This is a genomic window from Jannaschia sp. W003 (assembly GCF_025144335.1).
Taxonomy (GTDB): Bacteria; Pseudomonadota; Alphaproteobacteria; order Rhodobacterales; family Rhodobacteraceae; genus Jannaschia.
Map to the genome: position 1 here is coordinate 704,472 of NZ_CP083539.1, position 18,772 is coordinate 723,243.

Sequence of the window (18,772 nt, forward strand, 5' to 3'; positions counted from 1 at the left end):
TCGTGGCCGCCCTCGCGGACGACCCGGTCGCGCTGCGCAGCGCGGCGCTGTGCCGCTTCTTCGCCGGCGTCATGCGCCGCGAGGTGGGGCGCGGCTTCCGCGCCCTGCGCCTCCTGGAGCCGGGCCTGCCCGCGCTGCCCGAGGGCGCGCCGCTCGTGGTCTACGCCAACCATCCCGGCTGGTGGGATCCGGCCGTGTTCATGGTGATGCAGGGCGCGCTCTTCCCGGACCGCGCGCCCTTCGGCCCGATCGACGCCGCGGCGCTGGAGCGCTACGGCTTCATGCGCCGGATCGGCATGTTCGGCATCGACCCCGACCGGCGCTCCGGCGCGGTGCGCTTCCTGCGGGTGGGCGAGCACGTCCTCGCCGATCCGGCCCGCATGCTCTGGATGACCGCGCAGGGGCGCTTCGCCGACCCGCGCGAGCGCCCCGTCGCCCTGCGCCCCGGCCTCGCGCACCTCCTGGCCCGCGTGCCCGGCGCCGTGGCCCTGCCGCTGGCGCTCGAATACCCCTTCTGGTCCGAGCGCCGCCCCGAGGCGCTGGCTGCCTTCGGCGCGCCCGTGCAGCCGCGGGGCGAGGGCGCCACGGACGCGCTCGCAGGCGAGCTGGAGCGCGCGCAGGACCGCCTCGCCGCGGCGGCGATGGCGCGCGACCCCGGGCGGTTCCGCACCCTCCACGGCGGCACGCGGGGCGTGGGCGGGGTGTACGGCCTGTGGCAGGCGGCGCGCGCCCGTCTCGGGGGCCGCGCCCACGACCCAGACCACCTGCCGGAGCGCTGAATGTCGCTCCTCCTCCTGGCATTCGCGATCGTCGCCCTCGCGCTGGCGCTGCTCTACGCGGCGATGACCCTCGTGAACCTCGGTGCCCTGCGTCCGCCCCCCCGGGGCGGCGCCGCCCAGCGCCCCGTGTCGATCCTGATCCCGGCCCGCGACGAGGCCGGCAACATCGAGGGCGCCCTGCACGGCGCGCTCTCCCAGCGGGACGCCGAGATCGAGGTCGTGGTGCTCGACGACGGCTCCGCGGACGGCACCGACCGCATCGTCGAGGCCGCCGCCGCAGCCGATCCGCGCGTGCGCCTCCTGCGCGGCGCGCCGCTGCCCGAGGGCTGGAACGGCAAGCAGCACGCCTGCCACCAGCTGGCCGAGGCGGCCCGCCACCCGGTGCTCCTGTTCGTGGATGCCGACGTGCGCCTCGCCCCCGACGCCGTGGCGCGCCTGTGGACCTGGCTCGAGAGCTTCGGCCTCGCCCTCGTCTCCGGCTTTCCGCGCCAGATCACCCGCACGCTGCCCGAGATCGTGGCCATCCCCCAGATCCTCGTGGTGCTGCTGGGCTACCTGCCGGTCCCCATGGCCCGCGCGCGGCCCGACCCGGCCTTCGCCGCCGGCTGCGGCCAGCTCCTGATGGTGACGCGCGGCGCCTACGAGGCCGCGGGCGGCCACGCGGCCTTCCGCGACCGGATGCACGACGGCCTGAACCTGCCGCGAAACGTGCGCCGCGCCGGCGGGCGCACCGATCTCGTGGACGCCACCCCGCTGGCCCACGTGCGCATGTACGAGGACTGGCCCGCGATCGTGGAGGGGTTCTCGAAGAACGCCACCGAGGGCATGGCCACGCCCCGCGCCCTGCCGGTCTGGACCGCGCTCCTGTTCGGCGGCCACGTGCTGCCGTTCCTCGTGCTGCCCCTCGCCCTCCTCGCCGGGGCGTGGGGCGCCGCGTGGCTCTCGCTCGCGGCCGTGGTACTGTTGCTCGCGGCGCGCACCGTGCTCGCATGGCGGATGCACCAGCACCCGCTCTCCGTCCTTCTCCATCCCGTGGGAGTTCTCGTGACGCTCTGGATCCAGTTCCGCGCCCTGCGCGACGCCCGGCGGGGCCGCCGGGTGACTTGGCGCGGCCGCGCCTACGGCGCCCGATGAGCGCCGAGGAGGCCCGCCGGGTCCACGCCCGCCTCACGGGCGCGTTCTCGCTCGACGCCGTGCCGGACCTCGCCGCCCGCCGCGCGCGCCTGACGGCGCTGGGCCGGGCCATCGGCGCCCGGCAGGACGCCCTGGTGCGCGCCGTGTCCGAGGACTTCCGCCCCCGCGCCGAGAGCGAGACGCTGACGGCCGAGCTGGCCTTCGTGCAGGGCGCCATCCGCCACACCCTGCGCCACCTGCGCCGCTGGACCGCGCCGCGCCGCGACTGGGTGCTCCAGCCGCTGCCGGGCCGCGCCGAGACCTGGATGGAGCCCAAGGGCGTCGTCGGCGTGTTCTCGCCCTGGAACTACCCGATCCAGCTCGCCCTCGTGCCCCTCGTGACGGCGGTGGCGGCGGGCAACCGCGCGCTCCTCAAGCCCTCGGAGCGCGCGCCCCACAGCTCCGAGGCGCTGGCGGCCCTCGTGGCCGACGTCTTCCCCGAGGACGAGGCCGCCGTCGTCCTCGGCGGCCCCAAGACCGCCCAGGCGCTGACCGCGCTGCCCTTCGGCCACATCTTCTTCACCGGCTCCACCGCCACGGGCCGCCTCGTGGCGCGCGCCGCCGCCGAGACGCTCTCCCCCGTGACGCTGGAGCTGGGCGGGCGCAGCCCCGCCGTGGCCCTGCCCGGCGCCGATCCGGCCGAGCACGCCCCCGCGGTCGCCTGGGGCCGCTGGCTCAACGCCGGCCAGACCTGCGTGGCGCCGAACCACCTCTGGGTGCCGCGCGGCACCGAGGGCGCGTGGGCCGACGCGCTCATGGACAGCGCACGCGGCTTCCTGCCCCGCGACTACACCGGCATGATCGACCCCCGCGCCGGCGCCCGCGTCCGCGCCATGCTCGACGAGGCCCGCGCCGCCGGCGCCGAGGTTCGCACCGTGGAGGCGGACGTGCCGGTGCCGCCCTCCGTGGTTCTCGACCCGCCCCGCGACGGCGCGCTCATGCGCGAGGAGATCTTCGGCCCTGTGCTGCCGATCCTGCCCTACGACGCGCCCGAGGACGTGCTGCGCGCCGAGGCCGGGGGCACGCCGCTGGCGGCCTACGTGTTCGGCGAGCACGGCGCGGCCCGGCGGTTCCTGGCGCGGATGCGCTCGGGCGGCGGCGCGGTGAACGCGGCCGTCCTGCACCTCGCGCTCCACGACCGCGCCTTCGGCGGCATCGGCCAGAGCGGGCACGGCGCCTACCACGGCGAGCGCGGCTTCCGCGAGTTCAGCCACGAGCGCACCGTGTTCACGCCCCTCTCCACCCGCGCCCTGCGCGTGCTGGCCCCGCCCTACCCGGACGCCGCCCGGCGCCTGTTCCGGCGCATGGGGCGCTAGCTCCCGCCCGGCGGGCAGACCTCCACCCGCGTGCCCCACCCCTCGCAGCGCGCCCGCAGCGCCGCGGGGGGCGGCGCGTCGGTCACGAAGGCGTGGAGGCCCTCCAGCGACAGCACGCGCACGGGGGCGGTGCGGGCGAACTTGCTGGCGTCGGCCGCCAGGAACGCGCGCCGCGACCGCGCCACGGCGGCGCGGCTCACCCCGGCCTCGCGCCCGTCGAAGTCGAGCACGTCGCCCGAGGGGTCGAGCGCCGAGCAGCCCACCACCGCCACGTCGAAGCGGAACCCCTCCACCGCCGTGCGGGCCAGGTCGCCCACCAGCCCCCCGTCGGCGGCGCGCATCGTGCCGCCCGTCACCACCACCTCGCCGTCGCGCGGCCCGAGGATGCGCGCCGCGTTCACGTTGTTGGTGACCACCAGGAGCCCGCGGTGGTGCACGAGGGCCGCGGCCACCGCCTCGGCCGTGGTGCCGATCGCCAGGAACACCGAGGCCCCGTCGGGGATCTGCGCCGCGCAGGCCCGCGCGATCGCCGCCTTGCCGCCCGCATGGAGGCGCCGCCGCTCCTCGTAGGCGATGTTCACCGTGCCCGAGGGCAGCACCGCGCCGCCGTGGACGCGTTCGAGCTGGCCCGCCTCGGCCAGCTCCGCAAGGTCGCGGCGGATGGTCTGGAGCGTCACGCCGAAGTGCTCCGACAGCCGCTCCACGCTGACCCCGCCCTCGCGCCGGGCGATGTCGAGGATCTTGGGGTGGCGGACGGCCTGGGACATCGGACCTCGGGTGGCGGCTGGGACCGGAGATGACCCGGGGGCGCGGCGCCGGTCAACGGTTTTCGCTTTCCCCCAAAGCGAACACGATCGACGGAAATCTCCGCCGCAGGGCGGCGATCCCAGATCGACGCGGCCAAAACGAACATGGGCGAAGATAACCCTTGTTCGCTCCGTCGCGCGGTTGCTATGCCTCGCGCGACGACGATGACGACGGCGGCGCACGGGGGGAGGCGGGCGGCTTGGCGAATGGTCCGGACATCGCGGACGTCCTCGTGATCGGGGGCGGCATCAACGGATGCGGCATCGCCCGCGACGCCGCCGGCCGCGGCCTGTCCGTGGTGCTGTGCGAGATGGACGACCTCGCCTCGGCCACGTCCTCGGCCTCGACCAAGCTGTTCCACGGCGGCCTGCGCTACCTCGAGTACTTCGAGTTCGACCTCGTGCGGAAGGCGCTGCGCGAGCGCGAGGTATTGCTGCGCATGATGCCCCACATCGCCTGGCCCATGCGCTTCGTGCTGCCCTACCACCCCGCCCAGCGCTTCGAGGGCGACACGCCCACCTCGCGCCTCCTGGGGCTGGCGATGCCGTGGATGCGCGGGCGCCGCCCCGCCTGGCTGATCCGCCTGGGGCTGGCGATGTACGACGGGCTCGGCGGGCGCACGATCCTGCCGGGCACCGAGACGGTGCGCCTGCGGGGCCGCCCCGAGGGCGAGCCGCTGCAGGACCGCTTCGAGAAGGCCTTCGAGTACTCCGACTGCTGGGTCGAGGACGCGCGCCTCGTGGTGCTGAACGCCCGCGATGCCGAGGCGCGCGGCGCCGAGATCCTGGCCCGCACCAAGGTCGTCTCCGCCGAGGTCCGGGACGGCGCCTGGGTCGCCGCGCTGGAGGACCGCGAGACCGGCGCCCGCACCGAGCGGCGCGCGCGCATGATCGTCAACGCGGGCGGGCCGTGGGTGGGCGACATCCTGAAGGGCGCGCTGCGCTCGAAGGCGCGCGAGGGCGTGCGGCTGGTCCGCGGCAGCCACATCGTCACCCGGCGCCTGTTCGACCACGGCAAGTGCTACTTCTTCCAGGGCACCGACGGGCGCATCATGTTCGCGATCCCCTACGAGACCGACTTCACGCTGATCGGCACCACCGACGCCGAGCACCCCGACCCCTCCGAGCCGGCGGTCTGCACCGAGGACGAGAAGCGATACATGATCGACTTCGTGAACGCCTACCTGAAGCGCCCCGTCACGATGGACGACATCGTGTGGACCTACAGCGGCGTGCGGCCCCTCTACGACGACGGCGCCCGCTCGGCCACGGCGGCCACGCGCGACTACGTGCTGAAGGTGGACCGCACCGCGGGCGCGCCGGTGCTGAACGTCTTCGGCGGCAAGATCACCACCTACCGCCGGCTGGCCGAGGGGGCGATGGCGCACGTGAACGAGACCCTCGGCCACGACGCCGGCGACTGGACCGCCGGGGCGCCCCTGCCGGGCGGCGACTTCCCCGTGGACGGCGTGGACGCGCTGGTCGCGGGCCTGCGCCGCGACCACCCGTTCCTCGACGCGCGCTGGGCGCTGCGCCTCGTGCGCGCCTACGGCACCGAGGCGCGCGCGATGCTGGACGGCGCCGCCTCGGCCGAGGCGCTGGGCGAGGACTTCGGCGCGACCCTGACCGCGCGCGAGGTGGACTGGCTGATGGACCGCGAATGGGCGCGCACGCCCGACGACGTGCTCTGGCGCCGCTCGAAGCTGGGCCTGCGGCTCGACGGGGCGGGCGAGGCGGCCCTGCGGCGGCACATGGAGCGGCGGCTGGCCGCGGACCTGCAACCGGCGGAGGTGGCGCAATGAGCCTGACGCTGGAGGCCGTGAGCCGCGAGGTGGGCGGGCGCACCCACATCCACCCCACCACGCTGCACCTCGAGAACGGGACCATGAACGTCCTGCTCGGGCCCACCCTCTCGGGCAAGACGTCCCTCATGCGGCTGATGGCCGGGCTCGACCAACCCACCGCGGGCCGCGTGCTCTGGCAGGACGAGGACGTGACCGGCATGCGGGTGCAGGACCGCCGCGTGGCGATGGTCTACCAGCAGTTCATCAACTACCCCTCGATGACGGTGCGGGAGAACATCGCCTCGCCCATGAAGCTGATGGGCGTGGACCGCGCCGAGATCGATGCCCGCGTCGAGGAGACCGCGGCGCTGATGAAGCTGACCCCCTTCCTGGAGCGCCGGCCGCTGGAGCTGTCGGGCGGCCAGCAGCAGCGCTGCGCGCTCGCCCGCGCGCTGGTCAAGAACGCCGGCCTCGTGCTGCTCGACGAGCCGCTCGCCAACCTCGACTACAAGCTGCGCGAGGAGCTGCGCGCCGAGATCCCGCGCATCTTCGAGGAATCGGGCGCGATCTTCGTGTATGCGACCACCGAGCCCGAGGAGGCGCTGCTGCTCGGCGGCCACTGCGCCACCCTCTGGGAAGGGCGCGTCACCCAGTTCGGCCCCACCGCCGAGGTCTACCGCCGCCCCGCCGACGCCGTCACCGCGCGCGTCTTCTCGGACCCGCCCATGAACTTCGTGGACGTCGAGAAGCGCGGCGGCGCGATCCGCCTCGGCGACGGCGAGCACGCCGCCTCGCTGGGCGAGGGCCTGCCCGACGGGCGCTACCGCGCCGGCTTCCGTCCCAACCACCTCGGCCTCGAGCCCGCGCCGGGCGCGATCCGCTTCGACACCACCCTCGGCGTCACCGAGATCACCGGCTCCGAGACCTTCGTGCACCTCGACCACGCGGGCGAGCGCTGGGTCGGCCTCGTGCACGGGGTCCGCTCGCTGCGCCCCGGCCAGCCGCTGCCGGTCTACCTCGACCCGTCGCGCGTCTACCTCTTCGCCGAGGACGGCCGGCTGGCCGCCACGGCGCCCTACGCGGAGGCGGCGTGATGGCCAAGATCACCCTCGACAACCTCGCCCACTCCTACCTCGCGCACCCCGCCACTGACGACGACTGGGCGCTCAAGGAGCTGAATCACGACTGGCGCGACGGCGAGGCCTACGCCCTGCTCGGCGCCTCGGGCTGCGGCAAGTCGACCCTTCTCAACATCATCTCGGGCCTCGTGCGCCCCAGCCGGGGCCGCGTCCTCTTCGACGGCCGCGACGTCACGGACGCCCCCACGGCCGAGCGCAACATCGCCCAGGTGTTCCAGTTCCCGGTCGTCTACGACACCATGACCGTGCGCGAGAACCTCGCCTTCCCGCTCAAGAACCGCCGCCTGCCCGCCGAGGAGATCGCGCGCCGGGTGCAGAAGGTCGCCGCCATGATCGACATGGAGGCGCAGCTCTCCCACAAGGCGCGGGGGCTGACCGCGGACGCCAAGCAGAAGATCTCGCTCGGCCGCGGCATGGTGCGCGAGGATGTGAACGCGCTGCTGTTCGACGAGCCGCTCACCGTGATCGACCCGCACATGAAGTGGGAGCTGCGCACCCAGCTACGCCGCCTGCACGACGACTTCGGCCACACCATGATCTACGTCACCCACGACCAGACCGAGGCGCTGACCTTCGCCGACAAGGTCGTGGTCATGCACGACGGCCGCGTGGTCCAGATCGGCACCCCGCAGGAGCTGTTCGAGCGCCCGGCCCACACCTTCGTGGGCTACTTCATCGGCTCGCCCGGCATGAACCTCTTCGACGCCGAGGTGGAGGGGCATACCGCCCGCATCGGCGGCGCCGCCGTGGACCTCGGTGCGTCCTACGCCGCGCGCGGCCGCGTGCAGGTCGGCGTGCGCCCCGAGTTCCTGCGCCTCCACGCCGGCGGCGAGGGGCTGCCCGCCCGCATCCGGCGGGTCGAGGACGTCGGCCGCCATAAGATCGTGCGCCTCGACGTGGGCGGCACGCCCGCCAGCGCGATCCTCGGCGAGGACGAGGCGGTGCCCGACGCCGACCGCGTCAGCTTCGCGCCCGAGGGCGTCAACGTCTACGAGGGCGACTGGCGCGTGGCGCCGGCGGGAGAGGCCGCATGAACAAGACCGTCAACCAGAAGGCCTGGTTCCTGGTGCTGCCGGTGCTGGTGCTGGTGGCCTTCTCGGCGGTGATCCCGCTGATGACCGTGGTCAACTACTCGGTGCAGGACACGTTCGGGAACAACGTGTTCTTCTGGGCCGGCCTCGACTGGTTCCGCGACATGCTCCGGTCCGAGCGGATGTGGGACGCGCTGGGCCGCCAGCTCGCCTTCTCGGCGATCATCCTCGCCATCGAGGTGCCCCTCGGCATCTTCGTCGCCCTCCACATGCCCAAGAGCGGCTTCTGGTCGTCGTTCTGCCTCGTGGCGATGTCGCTGCCGCTCCTGATCCCGTGGAACGTGGTGGGCACGATCTGGCAGATATTCGGGCGCGTCGACATCGGCCTGCTGGGCCGCACCCTCGAGGCGCTGGGGCTGGACTACAACTACACCCAGGACACGCTCGACGCCTGGGTCACGGTGATCGTGATGGACGTCTGGCACTGGACCTCGCTGGTGGCGCTGCTGGCCTTCGCGGGCCTGCGCTCGATCCCGGATGCCTACTACCAGGCCGCCGAGATCGACCAGGCGAGCCGCTGGGCCGTGTTCCGCTACATCGAGCTGCCCAAGATGGCGGGCGTGCTGATGATCGCGATCCTCCTGCGGTTCATGGACTCGTTCATGATCTACACCGAGCCCTTCGTGGTCACCGGGGGCGGCCCCGGCAACGCCACCACCTTCCTGTCGATCGACCTCGTGAAGATGGCGCTTGGGCAGTTCGACCTCGGGCCCGCGGCGGCCTTCTCGCTGATGTACTTCCTGGTGATCCTGCTGATCTCCTGGGTGTTCTACACTGTGATGACCAACCTCGACGCGAGGGACGGGCGATGAGCGACACCGTCTCCGCCCCCGGCGCGGCCTCCATCCCCGGCGACGTGGCGCCCTCGCGGGCGCGCACCCTCGCGCGGCGCTTCCGCCCCTCGGGCAGCGCCGTGGTGATGACCCTCTACCTGCTGTTCCTGCTCCTGCCGATCTACTGGCTCGTGAACATGAGCCTGAAGACCAACGCCGAGATCCTGGGCGGCTTCTCGCTCTGGCCTCGGCGGCCCACGCTCGCGAACTACGAGACCATCCTCACCGACCCGTCCTGGTACATGGGCTACGTGAACTCGCTGATCTACGTGGTGATGAACACGGCCATCAGCCTCGCCGTGGCGCTGCCAGCGGCCTACGCCTTCTCGCGCTACACGTTCATGGGCGACAAGCACCTGTTCTTCTGGCTGCTCACCAACCGCATGGCGCCGCCGGCGGTGTTCGCGCTGCCGTTCTTCCAGCTCTACTCCTCGGTGGGCCTGTTCGACACGCACATCGCCGTGGCGCTGGCCCACTGCCTCTTCAACGTGCCCCTCGCGGTGTGGATCCTCGAGGGCTTCATGCGCGGCGTGCCGCGGGAGATCGACGAGACCGCCTACATCGACGGCTACTCGTTTCCGCGCTTCTTCGTGCGCATCTTCATGCCGCTGATCGCGAGCGGCATCGGCGTGGCCGCCTTCTTCTGCTTCATGTTCTCGTGGGTGGAGCTGCTGCTGTCGCGCACCCTCACCACCGTGGACGCCAAGCCCATCGCGGCGACCATGACGCGCACCGTCTCGGCCTCGGGCCTCGACTGGGGCGTGCTGGCCGCGGCGGGGGTGCTGACCATCGTGCCGGGCGCGCTCGTGATCTGGTTCGTGCGGAACTACATCGCCAAGGGCTTTGCGTTGGGGAGGGTGTGATGACACGTTGTGTTAACCCTTCCCCCGTCATCCTCGGGCTCGACCCGAGGACCTCGTGCCGGAAGAGCCTCGGGTCCCGCCCGAGGATGACGGTCTCGAACGGGCCGGCAAGGCTTCGAGGCGAGCACGTGGATGCCGGCGCACGGAAGCTCGATGTTCGTCTACCTAATGACCAACCGGCCGGACGGGACGCTCTACGTCGGGGTGACGGTCGACTTGGTCCGGCGGGTATGGGAGCACCGCACCCATGCCGCGCCCGGCTTCACCGACCGCTACAACCTGGAGCGACTGGTCTGGTTCGAACGGCATGCCGGGCCGGAGGCGGCGATCCGGCGCGAGAAGGCGATCAAGCACTGGCGTCGGGCGTGGAAGGTGGCGCTGATTCGCGAGCGCAATCCCGGCTGGCGCGACCTGTGGGAAGAGATCGCCCGCTAGCGTGCCGTCCCCACACCGTCATCCTCGGGCCGGGCCCGAGGATGACGCGGGTGGCGGTGGGAGATCCTCGGGACAGGCCCGAGGATGACGCTGCAAGGGAGGGAGCGCGCCATGCTTAACTGGATGGCCTGGACCTGGCCCACGGCGGCCTTCTTCGCGGTGATCGCGCTCCTGCTCGTCACCTTTACCGTGCTGGCGATTCGCCGCCCCGAGACGCCGCGCGTGGGCGTCCTGCGGATCGAGACCACGCGCGGCGACCGCCTCTTCATCACGCTGCTCGGCTCGGCCTTCATCAACCTGATCTGGCTGGGGCTGGATCTGGGGCCGCAGCCCTGGGCGCTGCTCGTCTGCCTCGTCTACGCCGCCGCGGTGTTCCGCTGGGTGTAGGCGAGGCGAACTGCGCCCCGCCGGGGCGCACACGAATGTCTGAACAGGGAGGAAAGACATGAGACTCGCAATCCGATCCACCACCGCGCTGGGGGCCGCCCTCGGGCTGCTCGCCGGCCCGGCCTTCGCGGACATGGACGCCGCGATGCAGTTCCTCGACACGGAGATCGACGGCCTGTCGGTGCTCTCGCGCGAGGAGCAGGAGGCCGAGATGCAGTTCTTCGTGGACGCGGCCCAGCCCTTCGCGGGCATGGACATCAACGTCGTCTCCGAGACCATCACCACCCACGAGTACGAATCCCAGGTGCTGGCCCCGGCCTTCACCGCGATCACGGGCATCAACGTCACCCACGACCTGATCGGCGAGGGCGACGTGGTCGAGAAGCTGCAGACCCAGATGCAGTCCGGCCAGAACATCTACGACGCCTACGTCAACGACTCCGACCTGATCGGCACCCACTGGCGCTACCAGCAGGTCCGCAACCTCACCGACTGGATGGCCGGCGAGGGCGCCGACGTCACCTCGCCGACCCTCGACCTCGAGGACTTCATCGGCCTCGACTTCGTCACGGGGCCGGACGGCAAGCTCTACCAGCTGCCCGACCAGCAGTTCGCGAACCTCTACTGGTTCCGGTACGACTGGTTCACGGACCAGAAGACCATGGACGACTTCAAGGCCGAGTACGGCTACGACCTCGGCGTCCCGGTCAACTGGTCGGCCTACGAGGACATCGCCGAGTTCTTCACCGGCCGCGACATGAGCTACATGGGCGTCGAGGGCGAGGTCTTCGGCAACATGGATTACGGCAAGAAGGACCCCTCGCTCGGCTGGCGCTACACCGACGCGTGGATGTCCATGGCCGGAATGGGAGACGTGGGCGAGCCCAACGGCCTGCCGGTCGACGAGTGGGGCATCCGCGTCAACGAGAACTCCCAGCCCGTCGGCTCCTGCGTGGCCCGCGGCGGCGCCACCAACGCCCCCGCGGCCGTCTACGCCGTAATTAAGGCCATCGAGTGGCTCGAGAAGTACTCGCCCCCCACCGCGGCGGGCATGACCTTCTCCGAGGCCGGCCCGGTCCCGGCGCAGGGCCAGATCGCCCAGCAGATGTTCTGGTACACCGCCTTCACCGCCGACATGGTCGGCGACGGCGCGGCGGCCGTGCTGGACGACGAGGGCATGCCCCGCTGGCGCATGGCCCCCTCGCCCCACGGCGTCTACTGGGAGGACGGCATGAAGGTCGGCTACCAGGACGCCGGCTCCTGGACGCTGATGGAATCGACCCCGGTGGACCGGGCCAAGGCCGCATGGCTCTACGCCCAGTTCGTCACCTCCAAGACGGTGGACCTCAAGAAGTCGGACGTCGGGCTGACCTTCATCCGCGAGTCCACCATCGACTCCGATCACTTCACCGAACGCGCCCCGCGCCTCGGCGGCCTGATCGAGTTCTACCGCTCGCCCGCCCGCGTCGCATGGTCGCCCACGGGCACCAACGTGCCGGACTACCCGAAGCTGGCGCAGCTCTGGTGGCAGAACATCGGCGACGCCATGTCCGGCGCCAAGACCCCGCAGGAGGCGCTCGACGCCCTGTGCGAGGCGCAGGAGCAGGTGCTCGAGCGCCTGGAGCGCGCGGGCGTGCAGGGCGACCTCGGCCCCGTGCTCAACGAGGAGCAGGACCCCGAGTACTGGCTCTCGCAGCCCGGCGCGCCGAAGGCCAAGCTCGAGAACGAGGACGAGGAGCCGATGACGGTCTCCTACGACGAGCTCGTGAAGTCCTGGAGCGAGTAGGCTAAACCCCGGCCGGGGCGCCCCGTGCGCCCCGGCCCCCCGCCTCGGCCGACCTCACGAAGTCGTATGCCGCGATCCTTGCCCGGCCCGCATACCCCTTCTAGGTATCGGTCCCATGCGCGCCCTCGCCCCGCTCCTCCTGGTCCTCGCCCTCCTGGCCGCGCCGTTCGCGGCCGCAGGCTACGCGATGGATCACCCGCCGGTCCCGGCGGACGCGCACGCCCACGCCGCCCCGGTCGGTCATGCGGGCGCCTGCTGTGAGCCGGGCGCGGCCCGCGCCGCCGCCGCCTGCATCGGCGACGCCCTCCTCCTGTCCGGGGCCGCCGAGCCCCCGTTCGCCTCCGCCCGCGCGCGCCTCGCGCCGGCGGGCGACCTGCCGCGTCGCGGGCGCGTGCCTGACGTCCCGCTCGATCCCCCGAGAGCCTGAATCGCCGTTCCAGAGCCTTTCCGCGTCCCTGCGGCGCGCCACTCAGATCGAAAGCGACCCCATGACCGACCGACGTCTCTTCCTCGCCCTCCTCGGGGGCACCGCCCTCACCACCGCCCTTCCCGCCGCCGCCGCCACCGAGGCCGCCGTGCCGATGGAGGTGCTCGCCGCGCCCGGCTGCGGCTGCTGCCACGCCTGGGCCGATCTCGCCCGCGCCGAAGGCTACGCCGTCACCGTGGGCGAGCTGGCCGACCCCGCCGCCCAGAAGGCCGCGCTGGGCGTTCCGGACGCGCTCCACTCCTGCCACACCGTGCGTGCGGGCGGCTACGTGTTCGAGGGCCACGTGCCCTTCGCCGCCGTCGCCGCCGTGCTGCGGGACCGCCCCGCGATCGCGGGCCTGGCCGTGCCGGGCATGCCGATGGGCTCGCCCGGCATGGGCGACGACCCCTCGGCGCGCTTCGACGTGTTCGCCTTCGGCGGCGACGCGGGCGCGGGGCGGGTGTTCTTCCGCGCCGGCACCCCCGACCCCTTCGCGGGCTGACCATGCGCCCCGCCCTCATCGCCGTCGCCGCCCTCGGGGCGGCGGCGGCGGCGCTCGCGCTCGCCGTCCTTCCGGGGGCGGCCGAGCCGGTGCGCCTGCGCCCGGACGACCCCGCCGAGGTGGCGCTGGGCGCCCGCATCTACGCCGAAAGCTGCGCCGCCTGCCACGGGGCGCGGCTCGAGGGCCAGCCGCGCTGGCGCGAGCCCGGCCCCGACGGCCTGCGCCCCGCGCCGCCCCACGACGCCACCGGCCACACCTGGCACCACGACGGCGCCACGCTCTTCGCGCTGACCCGCGACGGGCTGGAGGCGCTGCTCGGGGACGCGGCGCCCGAGACCGGGATGCCCGCCTTCGCGGGCCTCCTGACGGATGCGGAGATCCGCGCCGCCCTGAGCTACATCAAGTCCACCTGGCCGCCCGAGATCCGCGCGCGCCACGACGCCATCGACGCCGCGGCCGCCGAGGCCGCCGACCGGGAGACCCGACCATGATCCGCCTCGCCGCACTCCTCGCCCTCGCCCTCGCGGGCGGCGCCCATGCCCACAGCAAGTCCGTCACCACGCCCGCCGACGGGGCCATCGTCGCCGAGGCGCCGGAGATCGCGCTCGACTTCGACATGCCCATGCGGGTGATCGCCTTCACGCTCCTGCGCGGCGGGGAGGGCGAGGAGGGCGTCGAGGTCGAGACCGAGAGCGAGAGCGGCATGGCGTCCGTGACCCGCTACCTCGCCGTGCCCGCCGAGGCGCTGGAGCCAGGTCCCTACCGCGTGGAATGGCGTGGCATGAGCGCCGACGGCCACCCCATGCAGGGCGGCTTCGCCTTCGCGGTGGATCCCGAGGCCGAGCCCGAGGCGGACGACTAGTTGGAAGGCCTCGCCCCGCTCGACGCGCTGACCGTCCTCGCGGTCGCGGCCAAGGCCGCCGGCTACGCCGCGGCGCTGCTGGCGGCGGGCGGGGCGATCTTCCTCGCCCTGTTCCGCGAGGCCGACGCTTTGGTGCTGCGCCTCGCGCGCCGCGTCGCCGTGGCCGCGGCGCTCGCTGGCCTCGCCGTGCTCGCCTTGCGCTTCGGCATCCGCGCGGCGCGCATCTCGGGGCTGGGGCTGGACGGCGCGACCGACCCGGTGATGCTCGGCTTCGTCTGGCAGAGCCCCCTCGGCGCCGCCGCCGTCTGGCGGGCCTCGGGCGAGATCGCGATCCTCGCCGTTCTCCTGCCGGGCCTCGTCGGGCGCATCGTCCCCCTCCTCGGCGCGCTCGCCGTCGCCGTCTCCTACGCGCAGGTCGGGCACACCTTGGGCGAGCCCCGTTGGGCCCTCGCCACGCTCCTCGTCCTGCACCTCCTCGCGGCGAGCTACTGGGTCGGCGCCCTGGCCCCCCTCCGCCGCGCGGCCCTCGCGCCCGGGGGCGCGGCGCTTCTCCACCGCTTCGGCATCCTCGCCGCTGGCCTCGTGGCGCTGCTGGTGGTCGCGGGAACGGGGCTGGCGTGGCTGCTCTCCGGCTCGCCGCTGGCCCTCGTCGGCACGGCCTACGGCTGGGGCCTCCTCGCGAAGGTCGCGGTGGTCGCGGGACTGCTCGGGCTGGCTGCGCTCAACAAGCTGCGCCTCGTGCCCGCCCTGCAGCAGGGCCGCCCCAGCGCCGCCCGCGCCTTGCGCCGCTCGATCGCCTGGGAAGGCGCCGCGGTGACGCTGATCCTCGTGGCGACGGCCGCGATCACCACCGCGACGGTGCCGCCCGCGAACCTTTGAGGGGGCGCCGATCGTATGCACGGGGTGTGTACGGGGGGTGCACGGGAGGCGCCCCCCAAAACCGGGCTTAACTGCGGGCCTTGTCGAGCAGCTGGATCAGCTCCAGGAACTTCGCCCGCTGCTCGCCCTTGTCGCCCGATTCCACGGCGTGCTCGATGCAATGCGAGGCATGGTCCTCGATCACCAGCCGCTCCACGCCCTTCAGCGCCGCACGCACGGCCGCGATCTGCGTCAGCACGTCGACGCAGTAGCGGTCCTCCTCGACCATGCGCGCGAGCCCCCGCACTTGGCCCTCGACCCGGCGGAGACGGGCGAGCGCGGCATCCCTGTTTCCATGCATGGACCGAATAAGGGGACGCGGGACGCCGATGTCGAGACCTCCGCACACGAAAGCGTGCCTGCGGTGGAACCCGGATGCCCCTCGGGGGTATGTGTGATACCCCAGACGGGTATAGCGGAGGAGCGGTATGAAGCGGCACGACGACCATTCCGGCGGATCGAACTACGGGCGTCTGATCCTGATGGTGCTCACCTCGACCGTGGTGATGTACTTCTTCATGTACTGGAACATCTACCGCTTGGAGGACTTCTGGCTGAGCGAGACGCGCGCCTTCATGGCGATGCTGATGGGCGGCACGATGCTGGCGATCATGCTGGCCTTCATGCTCCACATGTACCGCAACCGCGCCGTGAACGTCGCCCTCTTCGCCGCCTCGGCCGTGCTCTTCGCACTGGGCCTGTGGCTCGTGCGCTCGCAGGTCACCGTGCAGGACTCGTCGTGGATGCGCTCCATGATCCCGCACCACTCCATCGCCATCATGGTCTCGGAGCGGGCCGAGTTGTCGGACCCGCGCGTGCGCAAGCTCGCCGACGAGATCATCGCCGCGCAGGAGCGGGAGATCGCCGAGATGGCGTACCTCATCGCCGCGCTCGAGCGGGGCGAGGCGGTGGAAGCGCCCCTCGGCGAGGGCGAGGGCGAGACGCCGGTGGGAACGGTCTCCGAGGCGCTTTCCAGCGCCGTCGTGGCTGGGCTCGACCTCGCCCCGATGACCGAGGCGGAGGTGGACCGCGTGGTGCCCGATGCGCGCTGCACGTTCCGCTTCTCGCCCGGGCAGGGCGCGATCGCCGCCGTCGGCGCGGACGGCACCGGCGTGGCGAAGCTGTCGGGGACGCTGGTCGAGGCCGCCGCCGAGGGCGGTGCGGAGGGCGCCGTGCTGCGCGCGGATGACATGACCGTGACCATCACCCCGGCCCCCGACGGCGCCGCCGACGCGGTGTTCGAGCTCGCCGCGGGCGCCGCCCCTCTGCGCGTGGGCTACCGCGGCCTATATGAGTGCCGATCCTGAGCCGCGACGCGCGGCATCCGACGAACCCGAAGGAGGCTTCCATGCCCAAGGACACCACCACGGCCGCGAAGCGCGCGGTCCTCTACCGGATGATGATGCCGGACCACACCTGCCCCTACGGCCTGAAGTCCAAGGACCTCCTGGAGCGGCAGGGCTACACGGTCGAGGACCGGCCCCTGCGCACCCGCGAGGAGGTCGACGCCTTCAAGGCCGAGCACGGCGTCAAGACCACGCCCCAGACCTTCATCGACGGCGAGCGGGTCGGCGGCTACTCCGACCTCGAGGTCCACTTCGGCAAGCGGGACCCCGACGACGACGGCCTGTCCTACCAGCCCATCATCGCGCTGTTCTCGGTGGCCGCCCTCACGGCCGTGGCGCTGACGTGGTACGCGTTCGACACGCTGCTGACCTGGCAGACGCTGGGCTGGTTCGTGTCGCTGTCGATGATCTTCCTCGGGCTGCAGAAGCTGAAGGACATCGAGAGCTTCTCGACCATGTTCCTGAACTACGACCTGCTCGCCAAGCGCTGGGTGCCCTACGGCTACGTCTATCCCTTCGTGGAGACGGGCGCGGGCATCCTGATGACCGGCATGATGCTGACCTGGCTGTCGGCCCCGGCGGCCCTCTTCATCGGCATCGTGGGCGCCGTCAGCGTCTACAAGGCGGTCTACGTCGACAAGCGCGAGCTGAAGTGCGCCTGCGTGGGCGGGGACTCGAAGGTCCCCCTAGGCTTCGTGTCACTGACCGAGAACCTCGGCATGATCGCCATGAGCGTGATCATGCTCGTGCTGCTCTTCACCTGAGCCGGCCGGCGGGCGCACCTCCACGGTGGCATGCCCCACGTCGAACCGCTCCGCGAGCCGGGCCTTCACGGCCCGGCGCACCGGGTCGGGGGCGTGGCCCGGCGCCAGCTCCACCTCCAGCGTCGCCATGGGGCGCGCCTCGGTGATCGACCAGGCGTGGATGTGGTCGGCCTGTGCCACGCCCGGGACCGCCGCCACCAGGTCGGCGGCCACGGCGCGGCCGTCGAAGCCGGCGGGCGCGCCCTCCAGGAGGATGTGCCCGCTCTCGCGCACCACCGACCACGCCGAGCGCAGGATCAGCAGGGCCACCAGCACCGACAGGATCGGGTCGATCGGGGTCCAGCCGGTGAAGATGATCACCAGGGACGCGCCGAGCGCGGCCACGGAGCCCAGGAGGTCGCCCGCCACGTGGAGCGCGGCGGCGCGGACGTTGAGGTCGTCCTCCTCGACGCGGGACAGGACCCAGAAGCTCAGGAGGTTCACGGCGAGGCCGCCCAGCGCCACCCAGAGCATCAGCCCGCCCAGCACCTCGCCCGGCTCGCCGAGGCGGTGGAAGGCCTCGAACACGATCCACGCGGCGATCGCGAAGAGCGACACGCCGTTCACGAAGGCCGCCAGCACCGAGAAGCGGTCGAACCCGTAGGTGCGGCGCCAGTCCGAGGGGCGCCGCGCGAGGCGGAAGGCCAGCCACGCGAGCACGAGCGAGGCGAAGTCGGTGAGCATGTGGCCCGCATCGGCCAGCAGCGCGAGCGAGCCGGACACGAGGCCCCCCGCCACTTCGGCGAACATGAAGCCCCCCGTCAGCACTGCTGCGATGGCCACCGCGCGCTCGCGCGCCTGTCGTGCCTCGGGGCTCGCGCCCGCGTCGATCTTCGGTCCGTGCGAATGTCCCGCGCCCATGCGATTCCCCCTGCCTCGGTGCCCAACGACGCGGCCCCGCGCCGGGGTTCCCCGGCCCCCATTGGCGGCGGGAGGCGGGCGCACCATATCAGGGGAAACGGAGGACACGACATGACCGAACGCGCCGTTCTGGCCGGGGGCTGCTTCTGGGGCATGCAGGATCTGATCCGCAAGCTGCCCGGGGTGGAGAAGACCCGCGTGGGCTACACCGGGGGCGACGTCCCCAACGCCACCTACCGCAACCACGGCACCCACGCCGAGGGCATCGAGATCCTGTTCGACCCCGAGCGCATCTCCTTCCGCAGCATCCTGGAGTTCTTCTTCCAGATCCACGACCCCACCACGCCCAACCGGCAGGGCAACGACCGCGGCATGAGCTACCGCTCCGCGATCTACTACGCGGACGAAAAGCAGAAGCGGGTCGCCGAGGATACCATCCGCGACGTCGAGGCCTCGGGCCTCTGGCCGGGCAAGGTGGTCACCGAGGTCGAGCCGGTGGGCGACTTCTGGGAGGCCGAGCCGGAGCACCAGGACTACCTGGAGCGGATCCCGAACGGCTACACCTGCCACTTCCCGCGGCCCGATTGGGTGCTGCCGCGGCGCGAGGCCGCGGAATAGGGAC

General features: G+C 72.6%; 22 protein-coding genes. 19 read left to right on the forward strand and 3 right to left on the reverse strand.

Annotated features, from left to right (window positions below; genetic code table 11):
* The first annotated feature begins 2 nt into the window (after positions 1-2).
* The 3 genes from K3554_RS03300 to K3554_RS03310 are packed head-to-tail and all read left to right on the forward strand — an operon-like array spanning position 3 to position 3,268.
* Positions 3-779, forward strand: coding sequence for a lysophospholipid acyltransferase family protein (locus K3554_RS03300; RefSeq protein ID WP_259943503.1), 777 nt, complete (start codon positions 3-5; stop codon positions 777-779).
* Complete coding sequence (locus K3554_RS03305) at positions 780-1,913, forward strand: glycosyltransferase family 2 protein (RefSeq protein WP_259943510.1); 1,134 nt, start codon at positions 780-782, stop codon at positions 1,911-1,913.
* Complete coding sequence (locus tag K3554_RS03310; RefSeq protein WP_259943513.1) at positions 1,910-3,268, forward strand: aldehyde dehydrogenase family protein; 1,359 nt, start codon at positions 1,910-1,912, stop codon at positions 3,266-3,268. The genes K3554_RS03305 and K3554_RS03310 overlap by 4 nt, the downstream gene beginning before the upstream one ends.
* Here the strand turns inward: K3554_RS03310 and K3554_RS03315 are convergent.
* On the reverse strand, positions 3,265-4,035 hold the full coding sequence (locus K3554_RS03315; protein ID WP_259943515.1) for a DeoR/GlpR family DNA-binding transcription regulator: 771 nt from the start codon (positions 4,033-4,035) through the stop codon (positions 3,265-3,267). The genes K3554_RS03310 and K3554_RS03315 overlap by 4 nt on opposite strands.
* 239 nt (positions 4,036-4,274) lie before the next feature.
* Here K3554_RS03315 and glpD point away from each other — a divergent pair, with 239 nt between their 5' ends.
* The 13 genes from glpD to K3554_RS03380 all read left to right on the forward strand — a co-directional run bounded on the left by glpD (position 4,275) and on the right by K3554_RS03380 (position 15,101).
* On the forward strand, positions 4,275-5,876 hold the full coding sequence (gene glpD, locus K3554_RS03320; protein ID WP_259943518.1) for a glycerol-3-phosphate dehydrogenase: 1,602 nt from the start codon (positions 4,275-4,277) through the stop codon (positions 5,874-5,876).
* Positions 5,873-6,952, forward strand: a complete 1,080-nt coding sequence (locus tag K3554_RS03325) for an ABC transporter ATP-binding protein (protein ID WP_259943520.1) — start codon at positions 5,873-5,875, stop codon at positions 6,950-6,952. The genes glpD and K3554_RS03325 overlap by 4 nt, the downstream gene beginning before the upstream one ends.
* On the forward strand, positions 6,952-8,031 hold the full coding sequence (locus tag K3554_RS03330) for an ABC transporter ATP-binding protein (RefSeq protein ID WP_259943521.1): 1,080 nt from the start codon (positions 6,952-6,954) through the stop codon (positions 8,029-8,031). The genes K3554_RS03325 and K3554_RS03330 overlap by 1 nt, the downstream gene beginning before the upstream one ends.
* Positions 8,028-8,900 (forward strand): carbohydrate ABC transporter permease, encoded by an 873-nt coding sequence (locus K3554_RS03335; protein ID WP_259943523.1) that lies wholly within the window; start codon positions 8,028-8,030, stop codon positions 8,898-8,900. Before K3554_RS03330 ends, K3554_RS03335 begins: the two co-directional genes overlap by 4 nt.
* Positions 8,897-9,784, forward strand: a complete 888-nt coding sequence (locus K3554_RS03340) for a carbohydrate ABC transporter permease (protein WP_259943525.1) — start codon at positions 8,897-8,899, stop codon at positions 9,782-9,784. The genes K3554_RS03335 and K3554_RS03340 overlap by 4 nt, the downstream gene beginning before the upstream one ends.
* Before the next feature lie 153 nt (positions 9,785-9,937).
* A complete protein-coding gene (locus K3554_RS03345) occupies positions 9,938-10,219 on the forward strand; it encodes a GIY-YIG nuclease family protein (protein ID WP_259943527.1) in 282 nt (93 codons plus the stop codon).
* Positions 10,220-10,330: 111 nt separating this feature from the next.
* The gene (locus K3554_RS03350; protein ID WP_259943529.1) at positions 10,331-10,606 is read left to right on the forward strand and encodes a DUF2160 domain-containing protein; all 276 of its coding nucleotides are present in this window, start codon (positions 10,331-10,333) and stop codon (positions 10,604-10,606) included.
* A gap of 58 nt (positions 10,607-10,664) precedes the next feature.
* Positions 10,665-12,392 carry an ABC transporter substrate-binding protein gene (locus tag K3554_RS03355; protein ID WP_259943533.1) on the forward strand — a complete coding sequence of 576 codons (1,728 nt, stop codon included), beginning with the start codon at positions 10,665-10,667 and terminating at the stop codon, positions 12,390-12,392.
* Positions 12,393-12,507: 115 nt separating this feature from the next.
* Positions 12,508-12,819 (forward strand): hypothetical protein, encoded by a 312-nt coding sequence (locus K3554_RS03360; protein ID WP_259943535.1) that lies wholly within the window; start codon positions 12,508-12,510, stop codon positions 12,817-12,819.
* A 61-nt stretch (positions 12,820-12,880) separates the two neighbouring features.
* Entirely contained in the window at positions 12,881-13,360 is a 480-nt protein-coding gene (locus K3554_RS03365) for a DUF411 domain-containing protein (RefSeq protein ID WP_259943538.1), read from the forward strand.
* Positions 13,361-13,362: 2 nt separating this feature from the next.
* Positions 13,363-13,851 (forward strand): cytochrome c, encoded by a 489-nt coding sequence (locus tag K3554_RS03370; protein ID WP_259943541.1) that lies wholly within the window; start codon positions 13,363-13,365, stop codon positions 13,849-13,851.
* The gene (locus K3554_RS03375) at positions 13,848-14,222 is read left to right on the forward strand and encodes a copper resistance CopC family protein (protein ID WP_259943544.1); all 375 of its coding nucleotides are present in this window, start codon (positions 13,848-13,850) and stop codon (positions 14,220-14,222) included. Before K3554_RS03370 ends, K3554_RS03375 begins: the two co-directional genes overlap by 4 nt.
* Complete coding sequence (locus K3554_RS03380; RefSeq protein WP_259943547.1) at positions 14,223-15,101, forward strand: copper resistance D family protein; 879 nt, start codon at positions 14,223-14,225, stop codon at positions 15,099-15,101.
* A 67-nt stretch (positions 15,102-15,168) separates the two neighbouring features.
* Here K3554_RS03380 and K3554_RS03385 read toward each other — a convergent pair whose 3' ends face one another.
* Positions 15,169-15,441, reverse strand: coding sequence for a metal-sensitive transcriptional regulator (locus K3554_RS03385; RefSeq protein WP_259943550.1), 273 nt, complete (start codon positions 15,439-15,441; stop codon positions 15,169-15,171).
* Between the two features lie 127 nt (positions 15,442-15,568).
* On the opposite strand from K3554_RS03385, the gene K3554_RS03390 reads away from it, so the two are divergent.
* Both K3554_RS03390 and K3554_RS03395 read left to right on the forward strand, forming a co-directional pair.
* Positions 15,569-16,447, forward strand: a complete 879-nt coding sequence (locus K3554_RS03390; protein ID WP_259943552.1) for a DUF305 domain-containing protein — start codon at positions 15,569-15,571, stop codon at positions 16,445-16,447.
* A 41-nt stretch (positions 16,448-16,488) separates the two neighbouring features.
* Entirely contained in the window at positions 16,489-17,250 is a 762-nt protein-coding gene (locus tag K3554_RS03395; RefSeq protein WP_259943555.1) for a MauE/DoxX family redox-associated membrane protein, read from the forward strand.
* Here the strand turns inward: K3554_RS03395 and K3554_RS03400 are convergent.
* The gene (locus K3554_RS03400) at positions 17,185-18,150 is read right to left on the reverse strand and encodes a cation diffusion facilitator family transporter (RefSeq protein WP_259943558.1); all 966 of its coding nucleotides are present in this window, start codon (positions 18,148-18,150) and stop codon (positions 17,185-17,187) included. The genes K3554_RS03395 and K3554_RS03400 overlap by 66 nt on opposite strands.
* Positions 18,151-18,261: 111 nt before the next feature.
* Here K3554_RS03400 and msrA point away from each other — a divergent pair, with 111 nt between their 5' ends.
* Positions 18,262-18,768 carry a peptide-methionine (S)-S-oxide reductase MsrA gene (gene msrA, locus K3554_RS03405; RefSeq protein ID WP_259943561.1) on the forward strand — a complete coding sequence of 169 codons (507 nt, stop codon included), beginning with the start codon at positions 18,262-18,264 and terminating at the stop codon, positions 18,766-18,768.
* Positions 18,769-18,772: the final 4 nt, after the last annotated feature.

What these genes read in the sequence shown, in the direction of transcription:
- K3554_RS03305 (WP_259943510.1), top strand. Translation starts at nt 780, where the DNA reads ATGTCGCTCCTCCTCCTGGCATTCGCGATCGTCGCCCTCGCGCTGGCG.
- K3554_RS03310 (WP_259943513.1), top strand. Translation starts at nt 1,910, where the DNA reads ATGAGCGCCGAGGAGGCCCGCCGGGTCCACGCCCGCCTCACGGGCGCG.
- K3554_RS03315 (WP_259943515.1), bottom strand. Translation starts at nt 4,035, where the DNA reads ATGTCCCAGGCCGTCCGCCACCCCAAGATCCTCGACATCGCCCGGCGC.
- K3554_RS03325 (WP_259943520.1), top strand. Translation starts at nt 5,873, where the DNA reads ATGAGCCTGACGCTGGAGGCCGTGAGCCGCGAGGTGGGCGGGCGCACC.
- K3554_RS03330 (WP_259943521.1), top strand. Translation starts at nt 6,952, where the DNA reads ATGGCCAAGATCACCCTCGACAACCTCGCCCACTCCTACCTCGCGCAC.
- K3554_RS03335 (WP_259943523.1), top strand. Translation starts at nt 8,028, where the DNA reads ATGAACAAGACCGTCAACCAGAAGGCCTGGTTCCTGGTGCTGCCGGTG.
- K3554_RS03340 (WP_259943525.1), top strand. Translation starts at nt 8,897, where the DNA reads ATGAGCGACACCGTCTCCGCCCCCGGCGCGGCCTCCATCCCCGGCGAC.
- K3554_RS03345 (WP_259943527.1), top strand. Translation starts at nt 9,938, where the DNA reads ATGTTCGTCTACCTAATGACCAACCGGCCGGACGGGACGCTCTACGTC.
- K3554_RS03350 (WP_259943529.1), top strand. Translation starts at nt 10,331, where the DNA reads ATGCTTAACTGGATGGCCTGGACCTGGCCCACGGCGGCCTTCTTCGCG.
- K3554_RS03355 (WP_259943533.1), top strand. Translation starts at nt 10,665, where the DNA reads ATGAGACTCGCAATCCGATCCACCACCGCGCTGGGGGCCGCCCTCGGG.
- K3554_RS03360 (WP_259943535.1), top strand. Translation starts at nt 12,508, where the DNA reads ATGCGCGCCCTCGCCCCGCTCCTCCTGGTCCTCGCCCTCCTGGCCGCG.
- K3554_RS03365 (WP_259943538.1), top strand. Translation starts at nt 12,881, where the DNA reads ATGACCGACCGACGTCTCTTCCTCGCCCTCCTCGGGGGCACCGCCCTC.
- K3554_RS03370 (WP_259943541.1), top strand. Translation starts at nt 13,363, where the DNA reads ATGCGCCCCGCCCTCATCGCCGTCGCCGCCCTCGGGGCGGCGGCGGCG.
- K3554_RS03375 (WP_259943544.1), top strand. Translation starts at nt 13,848, where the DNA reads ATGATCCGCCTCGCCGCACTCCTCGCCCTCGCCCTCGCGGGCGGCGCC.
- K3554_RS03385 (WP_259943550.1), bottom strand. Translation starts at nt 15,441, where the DNA reads ATGCATGGAAACAGGGATGCCGCGCTCGCCCGTCTCCGCCGGGTCGAG.
- K3554_RS03390 (WP_259943552.1), top strand. Translation starts at nt 15,569, where the DNA reads ATGAAGCGGCACGACGACCATTCCGGCGGATCGAACTACGGGCGTCTG.
- K3554_RS03395 (WP_259943555.1), top strand. Translation starts at nt 16,489, where the DNA reads ATGCCCAAGGACACCACCACGGCCGCGAAGCGCGCGGTCCTCTACCGG.
- K3554_RS03400 (WP_259943558.1), bottom strand. Translation starts at nt 18,150, where the DNA reads ATGGGCGCGGGACATTCGCACGGACCGAAGATCGACGCGGGCGCGAGC.
- msrA (WP_259943561.1), top strand. Translation starts at nt 18,262, where the DNA reads ATGACCGAACGCGCCGTTCTGGCCGGGGGCTGCTTCTGGGGCATGCAG.